This is a genomic window from Pseudomonas sp. GM78, from assembly GCF_000282475.1.
GTDB lineage: Bacteria > Pseudomonadota > Gammaproteobacteria > Pseudomonadales > Pseudomonadaceae > Aquipseudomonas.
This window is the reverse complement of the sequence record NZ_AKJF01000167.1, coordinates 1-8,517: the sequence shown is the minus strand read 5'-3', so window position 1 is coordinate 8,517 and position 8,517 is coordinate 1. Positions and strand designations below refer to the sequence as shown.

The window sequence follows — 8,517 nt, the reverse complement described above, 5'->3', positions numbered from 1 at the left end:
AGGGGCAAGAGCCCTTGGTTACTTGGGGCTCTTCCAAGTGACTCGCCGTAAGGGCAAAACCCTAAGTGGCCGTTACCGCAGCAACGGATATACGCCCAATCCAATATGTCACTCAGAACTTGCGGTCAGGTTCCGACAACTCTCTGCTGTCGTCATGCTTCCACGTCTGCTCCGTATGTTTTTGCTCTTCGATTTCTTCTTCCGTCGGTTCATCCATGTCTTCATCGGGGTCCGGTTTCTTTTGCTCTGTTGCCATGGGTTCACCTCTCTTCCTGAAGGGATCGGTCATCAACTCTAAGCGTAGAACAATTTCCCCTGCCCGGCTCACAGCCACCAACGCAACAGAAAGAAAAAGCCCATGCTCAACAGCATGCTGAGCAAGGTGTTGCGGGTGTACAGCACCAGGCCGACGGCCACCAGCGAACTGATCAGGTAGGGATTGTCCCATTGCAGGTTCAGTTGCTTGTCCGGCATGAACACGATCGGCCCGCAGATCGCCGTCAGCATGCCCGGCACGGCAAAACCGAGGAACTGCCGGGCATTGCTGCTCAACCGCAGCGGCAGGCGCGGTTCCAGGAACACATAGCGGTTGAGAAACACCAGGACACCCATGCCGATAATCACTGCCCAGACCATCATGTGCGCGCTCCCTGGAATTTGTTGCAGATAAACCCGGCGGTCATGCCGGCAAGTCCCGACAGCACCAGGGCCGAGCCCCATTGCCAGTAGCTGAACAGCACCGAGCAGAACAGCGAAACCGCGACACAGACCACCGTCGGCACGTTGCGCACCACCGGGGTGATCAGGGCGATGAAGGTGGCGGCGATGGAGAAGTCCAGCCCCAGGTGTTCCAGGCCCGGAATGCTGCTGCCCAGCACGATGCCCGCCAGGGTGAAGAGGTTCCAGGCCACGTAGAACGTCAGGCCGACACCCAGGGCGTACCAGCGATCGAACTGCTGTTTGTCGTGCTGGCTGGTCAGGGCGAACAATTCATCGGTAAGCAAGAAGCCCAGCCCCGCTCGCCAGCGACCCGGCAACGGCGAGATCACCGAACGCATGCTCATCCCGTAGAGCAGATGCTGGGAAGTCAGCAACAAGGTGGTCAGCAGGATCGAAAAGATCCCGGCCCCGCCCTTGAGCATGCCGATGGCCACCAGCTGCGCGGCGCCGGCAAACACGATGCTCGACAAGCCCTGGCCTTGCAGGGGCGTGAGGTTGGCTTCGATGGCCATGGAACCGGCCAGCAGGCCCCAGGGTGCCGTGGCCAGGGATAACGGCATGATCGCCACGGCGCCACGCAAGAATGCGCTGCGCGGCAAGAGTGAGTTGGACATAACATTCTGCAACCAGGGAAAGACCTGAGACTGTGCCAGCAGTCGCGGCCGCTGGCTTGAACAATCTTGCGCACTTGGACCCTTCACCGGCTGGCGCCGTTTTTTCCTGATGCTCGCGATTGACAAACAGCGCGCCGGCTTTTAAAACTGGGCGCCTCATTCAGGGTGTAAGCAAAGATGTCCGCAACCTTCAATCTCGACGCTTGTGTCATTGGCTTGACTGCCAAGGCCCAAGGTTGCGTTGCGCACGCCCTCAAATCGAAGAAACAGTCGCTCATGTGATCGGGGCGCGCTGTCCCGTCAGATGAGCTGACAGGACATTGAGCGCGACGGACCACCCTCCCCTTGCTTACTTCCTTCTACGCTTCTGACGGTGACGAAATCGGTCAACCATCAGGAGAAAGTGCATGTCATCGTTTCAAGGTATCTGGGTTCCCCTCGTCACGCCGTTCCACAATGGCGCCATCGATTTCGTCGGGTTGCGCCGGCTGGTCAGCCATCTGCTGGAACAAGGCGTCGACGGCCTGATCGTCTGTGGCACCACCGGCGAACCGGCGGCCATGGGCAAGCACGAACAGCTGGCGGTGCTCGATGCGGTGCTGGAGCAAGTGCCGGCGCGGCAGGTCGTCATGGGCCTGGCCGGCAACAACTTGATCGAGCTGCTGCACTTTCAGCAGGAGATCCTCAAGCGCCCGGTGGCCGGCCTGCTGGTGCCACCGCCGTATTACATCCGGCCGTCCCAGGCGGGGCTCGAAGCGTTTTTCCAGACGGTGGCCGACGCGTTCAGTGTGCCGCTGATCCTGTATGACATCCCCTACCGCACCGGCGTGACCTTCGAGCAGGCGACCTTGCTGAACATCATCGCCCATGAGCGGATCGTCGCGATCAAGGACTGTGGCGGCAACCTGGGCAACACCCTGGCATTGCTGGCCAGCGGCAAGGTCGATGTGCTGTGCGGTGAAGACAACCAGATCTTCAATGCCCTGTGCCTGGGCGCCAAAGGCGCGATTGCCGCGTCGGCGCATGTCCATCCGCAACGTTTCGTGGCGCTGTACCGTCAGGTTCGCGACAACCAGCTGGCGGCCGGCCGGGCAACGTTCTTCCAGTTACTGCCGCTGATCCAGAGCCTGTTCATCGAGCCCAACCCGGCGCCGGTGAAAACCGCGCTGGCCCTGCAAGGCTTGATCACGGATGAGTTGCGCGCACCGATGCAACGCAGCAGCGATGCCATGGTGGCGCGGTTAAAGGAGGTGCTCGGCGCGCTGGGCAGTGACAATCGATAGAGCACCAGGTGCCCGGCCGAGTACCATGGAACGATTCGACTGACGCGCCAGGGGGTCGACATGTTCTACCGAATCGCCGCCGACGGGCTGGTGCTGTTTCACCTGGCGTTCATTGTGTTCGTTGTGTTCGGCGGGCTGCTGGTCCTCAAATGGCCGCGCCTGATCCTGTGGCACCTGCCCGCCGCCGCCTGGGGCGTGGCGGTGGAGCTGTTCCACCTGCCTTGCCCGCTGACACACTGGGAAAACCTGATGCGCCAGGGGGCGGGGCAAACCGGTTACGGCGGTGGCTTTATCGAACATTACGTGTGGCCGATCATCTACCCGGCCGGGCTGACTCCGGCCATTCAGCTGGGGTTGGGCAGCACGGTACTGCTGGTTAATGTACTGGTCTATCTTCGATTGTTCTGGCACAGGAAACGGCGGCGGCTATCGTAACCGTCAAACACGAGGGTGCGACCCATGCTGTCGACTGAAGACCTGACACTGCTGCAAGCGATCCGCGAGACCGGCAGCCTGTCGCGGGCCGCGGCTTACCTCGGCAAGGCGCCCTCTACGGTGTCCTACGCCGCGCGGCAACTGGAAGAACGCTTCGATGCCTTGCTGTTCGATCGCCGGCGCTACCGCCTGCAACTCACCCCGGCCGGTGAATTGCTGGTCAACGAAGCGGCGCGACTGATGCAGGACGTCTCGCGCCTGACCCAACGGGTGCAGCAAGTGGCCAACGGCTGGGAAAGCCGACTGTGGATCGTCACCGACGAACTGCTGGAGTTCGAAACGCTGATCCCGGTGATCCGCGAGTTCGATGCGCTGGGTTCCGGTGTACCGCTGCGCATTACCCAGGAAGTGCTCCGGGGTGTCTGGGAGGCCCTGCGTGAAGGCCGCGCGGACCTGATCATCGGCGCCACCAACGAGCCACCGGCCATCGCGTCCCTGCGCTGGATGCAACTGGGGGAAATGCAATGGGTGTTTGCCGTCTCGCCCAGGCATCCGCTGGCCAAGGCCCGCGAACCGATCACCCGCGCCATGGTGGCGCAGCACCGGGCGATTGTCGTGGCAGACTCCTCCCGGGCCAGCGAAGGCAGTACCTACGGTGTCTCCGGTGGCCAATCGGTGCTGGCGGTGCCAACCATGCGCGCGAAAATTCTCGCCCAGTGCGACGGCCTCGGCGTGGGCTGGCTGCCCAGGCATCGCGTCGCCTCGTTACTGGACAATGGCACGCTGGTGGAAAAGCAGATGGCCGACCCCCGCGAGCCGAATATCCTGTATGCCGGCTGGCGCGGCGATCACGACGGGCGGGCGTTGGGCTGGTGGCTGGAAAAGCTCAAGCAACCCTACCTCTGCACCCGGTTGGTACAAGGCAGCGACCGGTTTGCCTGAGCCTCAGTTGGCAATCACACTCATGTTGCGCCCGCTGGCCTTGGCCACGTACAGCGCCTTGTCGGCCGCCCCGATCAGCTCGCTGGTCTGGGCCTTTGACGCCGGATCATAACCGCACACCCCCACGCTGACCGTCACCTTGCCATCAGGGCTTTCAGTGTGCGGCAGGCTGGCGGCCTGGACCGCATGGCGGATTTTTTCCGCCAGCAGGAATGCCCCGACGTAGTCAGTCCCCGGCAGCACCACGGCAAACTCCTCGCCGCCAAAGCGCGCGGCCAGGTCGCCAGGACGCCTGATGTGCTCGGTAATGAGCGCAGCGATCTTGCGCAAGCACTCATCACCGGCCAGGTGGCCGTAGCGATCATTGAATGGCTTGAAGTGGTCGACATCGATCATCAGCAGGGCCAAGCCCGTCATGTTGTGCCGGGCGCGGCCCATTTCCGCCTGGATGAACAGGTCGAACTGGCGCCGGTTGGCCAGGCCTGTGAGCGCGTCTTCCAGCGCCAGCAACTCAAGGTTGCGATTGAGTTCGAGCAGGCGCTCCTGAGTGCAGAGCAATTCGCCCTGGATGCGATCCTGCTTCTTCATCAACTTGATCAGGCGATAGCCGAGTACCCCCAGAACCCCGAGCAACAGCGCGACGATCCCCGCACTGAGCAAGGACTCCTGGCGCCAGCCGGCCAGCACCTCGTCCTTGTTGAGCGCGGCAAAGACGATCAGCGGATAACCCTCGACCCGGCGATAGCCCACGACCCGCTCCACGCCATCCAGGATGGACCGCACGGTAGCCGTGCCCGAACTGGCCTGGGGCAGGAGCTTGGTGAACAACGGACTCTTGGCCAGGCTGGTGCCGATGTCCGCTTCGTGAAACGGCCGGCGCACGATAATGCTGGCATCGTCGGCGATCAGGTTGATCACGCCGTTGCGGCCCATGTCGATGCCATCGTACAGCTGCAGGAAATGACTGAGGTAGAGGGTGGCCAGCGCCACACCGGCGAAACGGCCATCCGGGTAATTGATCCGGCGCGACACCGTCATGATCCATTCGCCGCTGGAGCGGCTCTTGATCGAAGGGCCGATGTGCGGTCCGCGGTCGGGATGATCGCGGTGATAGATGAAGTATTCGCGGTCGGAATTGTTGGCGACCCCCACCTCGGCACCGTTGGAATTGGCGATCCATTTGCCGGTTTCGTCATAGACGAACAGCCCATGCACCTGGCTCAACTCACTGCGCTGGGCGCCGAGCAGGCGTTGCAGGCGATTGAGCCGACCCGGCTCGATACCGTCGTTCTCCAGGCGATCGACCAGGGTGAACAGCAGCGTGTCGGCTTGCTTGATCGCCGCCTGGGCCTGCGAGGCCAGGGTCTGCGCAAGGTTGGACATCGCCACTTCCTTGTCATGCAGATGGTACTGGCGCGAGCTCCAGGTTTCCCAGATCACGATCACCGCCATCGACAGGCATGCGGCGATCAGAAGGGTCACGGCAGAGCGAGTCTTGAGCCGGGCGACCCCCTGCCGGTTGTGTTCCACAGGGTCGTGAATGGACGGCTGCCCCATGACGTTCGCTCCTTGAATCGAATGAAAAGGCCTTTGTTGCTCCATGGGTCTAGCGTTCTGCCTGCTTCAGCGCGTCCAGCCAGACCGGGTCCAGTCGCGTCTGCCGGATGTCGATGCCCTGCGCCTGCATCCGCGCCTGATGTTGCTCCATTTCCCGGTGCAATTGCGCATCATCGCTGGAGTTACCGTCCAGTTGGTGCATCTGGCTCAATCCCAGGTGATAGAAGCGCAACAGCTTCATGGCGTCCGGATTCCCGGCGTCCACAGCCGCCTTGAGGTGGTGCATGACGTTGGTGATGCTCATCAGGCTGCGCTTGAGTTGCCAACTGTAGACCGCCGGCGCCATCCATTCCTGATGCCAGAACAACTTGCGCATCAACGCGGCCATGACCAGGACGGCGGCAAACACCCCGCCGATGTTGAAGCGTAGATTGTCCCCTCCCGGCTCGCCGAACAACGTCACCGCCGCGGTGGACAGGGCCATCGCCAGCGCGAGGAAGATCAGCGCGATCATCAACGTGCTGCGCCGCGTCCGTTGCCGATAGTCGTCGGCGTTCATCGGCTGGATTTCGAACATGACGTCGGGATTCCTTGGCTTCAATGGCAAAAAAAGGGTCTCAGGGTAAAAAGACCGCGGGCCATTATCGCCTCTACGACGGATTTAGCTATGCTGGGGCTCCTTTTCATCTATACATCATCAAAAGGAGGACATGGCGACACCGCGCAGTTCGTGCCATCTTCTTTCATGGATACTCTCTATTCGGATGCCATTCGTTGTTTGCGCGTGAATGACATCGTTTTAAGGATCATTGAATGACCCAACGACAAGTAATCAATGCATCGGTCAGCCCGAAAGGCAGCCTGGAAACACTCTCTCAACGGGAAGTCCAGCAACTGAGCGAAGCCGGATCCGGCAGTACCTACGACATCTTCCGCCAGTGCGCCCTGGCCATCCTCAACACCGGCGCCCACGTCGATAACGCCAAGACCATCCTCGAAGCCTACAAGGACTTCGAAATCCGCATCCACCAGCAAGACCGCGGCGTACGCCTGGAACTGCTGAACGCCCCGGCCGACGCCTTCGTCGACGGCGAAATGATTGCCAGCACCCGTGAAATGCTGTTCAGCGCCCTGCGCGACATCGTCTACACCGAAAACGAACTCGACAGCCAACGCATCGACCTGAGCACCTCCCAGGGTATCAGCGACTATGTCTTCCACCTGCTGCGCAACGCCCGCACCCTGCGCCCCGGCGTCGAGCCGAAGATCGTGGTGTGCTGGGGCGGTCACTCGATCAATACCGAAGAATACAAATACACCAAGAAAGTCGGCCACGAACTGGGCCTGCGCAGCCTGGACGTGTGCACCGGTTGCGGCCCCGGCGTGATGAAAGGCCCAATGAAAGGGGCCACCATCGCCCATGCCAAACAGCGCATCCACGGCGGTCGCTACCTGGGCCTGACTGAACCCGGGATCATCGCCGCCGAGGCGCCGAACCCGATCGTCAACGAACTGGTGATCCTGCCGGACATCGAGAAGCGCCTGGAAGCCTTCGTCCGCGTCGGCCACGGCATCATCATCTTTCCGGGTGGCGCCGGTACCGCCGAGGAGTTCCTGTACCTGCTCGGCATCCTGATGCACCCGGACAACGCAGGCCTGCCCTTCCCGGTCGTCCTCACCGGCCCGAAACATGCCGCCCCCTACCTGGAGCAGCTGGACGCGTTCGTCGGCGCCACCCTGGGCGCAGACGCCAAGAAGCACTACGAGATCATCATCGACGACCCGGCTGAAGTCGCCCGACACATGACCCAGGGCCTCAAGGCGGTCAAGCAGTTCCGTCGCGAGCGCAACGACGCGTTCCATTTCAACTGGCTGCTGAAGATCGACGAAGGCTTCCAGCGCCCGTTCGACCCGACCCACGAAAACATGGCCAACCTCAAACTGAGCCGTGACCTGCCACCCCACGAACTGGCCGCCAACCTGCGCCGAGCGTTCTCCGGCATCGTCGCCGGCAACGTCAAGGACAAGGGCATCCGCCTGATCGAAAAACACGGTCCGTACCAGATCCGTGGCGATGCGGCTGTCATGCAGCCGCTGGATCAACTGCTCAAGGCGTTTGTCGCCCAGCACCGGATGAAATTGCCGGGTGGTGCGGCTTATGTGCCGTGTTATCAAGTGGTTGCGTGATTAAGTTAACGTAAGTTGTTAAATGCGAGCCGAAGCCAATGCTTCGGCTTGCTGCTTTCTGGGACAGGTATATCCACATGCGCCAACGCAACGCCGCCAGGCTGCTGGTCATCAATCCCGACCGTCAGGTTCTGCTGTTTCGCTTCCAGCATAAGGACGGTGCCCTCGCCGGCCGCAACTACTGGGCGACGCCCGGTGGCGGGCTGGAGACCGGTGAAACCTTCGAAGCCGCGGCGGTTCGGGAATTGTTTGAGGAAACCGGTATGCAGGTTGATGTACTTGACGCCAGTGTTGCGCAGAACTGCTTTGCGATGATGTTGCCCAGTGGCGAGACGGTGATGGCGGTGGAGCAGTACTTTGTCGTGCACGCTGAACGCGAGCAACTGACGCGCGATGGCTGGACGGCCGAAGAAGTGCAGGTGATGACTGAACACAAATGGTGGTCGATCGCCGAACTGGAACAAACGACGGAGACGGTCTGGCCGCAGAGCTTGATCGAGATGTTGGGTAAGGCGTGAGGGGGTTTCCGTCAGGCAGGCCAAACGTGGGCGACCTACATGTTGTAGGCACCTGCCGGGCGGCGATCCGACTTTCTGGCGGAGGGGACCTTAAGTATTGCGGTGATCTTTCGGACGCCTCCGCCGGCAAGCCAGCTCCCACAGGGGAATGTGTGCGGCTGGGCGATTGTTGTCGGAGTACATATCCATTGCTGCGGTAACGACCACTTATGGTTTCGCCCTTACGGCGACTCCCTTTTTCAAACGCCAAAAAGGAAGCAA

10 protein-coding genes are annotated in these 8,517 nt (G+C 61.4%); 5 read left to right on the top strand and 5 right to left on the bottom strand.

What is annotated here, in order from left to right; genetic code table 11:
- Window positions 1-112: 112 nt before the first annotated feature.
- The 3 genes from PMI35_RS35010 to PMI35_RS06815 form a co-directional block, all read right to left on the bottom strand.
- On the bottom strand, window positions 113-256 hold the full coding sequence (locus tag PMI35_RS35010; RefSeq protein ID WP_008063857.1) for a hypothetical protein: 144 nt from the start codon (window positions 254-256) through the stop codon (window positions 113-115).
- Window positions 257-324: 68 nt separating this feature from the next.
- Window positions 325-636, bottom strand: a complete 312-nt coding sequence (locus PMI35_RS06810) for an AzlD domain-containing protein (protein WP_010455066.1) — start codon at window positions 634-636, stop codon at window positions 325-327.
- Window positions 636-1,334 (bottom strand): AzlC family ABC transporter permease, encoded by a 699-nt coding sequence (locus tag PMI35_RS06815; RefSeq protein WP_008063853.1) that lies wholly within the window; start codon window positions 1,332-1,334, stop codon window positions 636-638. Before PMI35_RS06815 ends, PMI35_RS06810 begins: the two co-directional genes overlap by 1 nt.
- Before the next feature lie 407 nt (window positions 1,335-1,741).
- Between PMI35_RS06815 and dapA the strand changes: the two genes are divergently transcribed.
- The 3 genes from dapA to PMI35_RS06830 are packed head-to-tail and all read left to right on the top strand — an operon-like array spanning window position 1,742 to window position 3,994.
- Window positions 1,742-2,617, top strand: a complete 876-nt coding sequence (dapA, locus tag PMI35_RS06820) for a 4-hydroxy-tetrahydrodipicolinate synthase (RefSeq protein ID WP_008063851.1) — start codon at window positions 1,742-1,744, stop codon at window positions 2,615-2,617.
- 60 nt (window positions 2,618-2,677) lie between these two features.
- The gene (locus tag PMI35_RS06825; protein WP_008063849.1) at window positions 2,678-3,052 is read left to right on the top strand and encodes a DUF2784 domain-containing protein; all 375 of its coding nucleotides are present in this window, start codon (window positions 2,678-2,680) and stop codon (window positions 3,050-3,052) included.
- 24 nt (window positions 3,053-3,076) lie between these two features.
- Window positions 3,077-3,994 carry a LysR family transcriptional regulator gene (locus tag PMI35_RS06830; protein ID WP_008063847.1) on the top strand — a complete coding sequence of 306 codons (918 nt, stop codon included), beginning with the start codon at window positions 3,077-3,079 and terminating at the stop codon, window positions 3,992-3,994.
- A 3-nt stretch (window positions 3,995-3,997) separates the two neighbouring features.
- On the opposite strand, the gene PMI35_RS06835 is transcribed toward PMI35_RS06830, so the two are convergent.
- Together PMI35_RS06835 and PMI35_RS06840 are read right to left on the bottom strand one after the other, a co-directional pair.
- Window positions 3,998-5,551 (bottom strand): sensor domain-containing diguanylate cyclase, encoded by a 1,554-nt coding sequence (locus PMI35_RS06835; protein WP_008063844.1) that lies wholly within the window; start codon window positions 5,549-5,551, stop codon window positions 3,998-4,000.
- A 49-nt stretch (window positions 5,552-5,600) separates the two neighbouring features.
- Window positions 5,601-6,128: a DUF3087 family protein gene (locus PMI35_RS06840; RefSeq protein ID WP_008063843.1), complete on the bottom strand. Its 528-nt coding sequence runs from the start codon at window positions 6,126-6,128 to the stop codon at window positions 5,601-5,603.
- Between the two features lie 236 nt (window positions 6,129-6,364).
- Here PMI35_RS06840 and ppnN point away from each other — a divergent pair, with 236 nt between their 5' ends.
- Both ppnN and PMI35_RS06850 read left to right on the top strand, forming a co-directional pair.
- Window positions 6,365-7,738: a nucleotide 5'-monophosphate nucleosidase PpnN gene (ppnN, locus tag PMI35_RS06845; protein ID WP_008063842.1), complete on the top strand. Its 1,374-nt coding sequence runs from the start codon at window positions 6,365-6,367 to the stop codon at window positions 7,736-7,738.
- Window positions 7,739-7,815: 77 nt separating this feature from the next.
- Window positions 7,816-8,256: an NUDIX hydrolase gene (locus tag PMI35_RS06850; protein WP_032831953.1), complete on the top strand. Its 441-nt coding sequence runs from the start codon at window positions 7,816-7,818 to the stop codon at window positions 8,254-8,256.
- Window positions 8,257-8,517 lie beyond the last annotated feature (261 nt).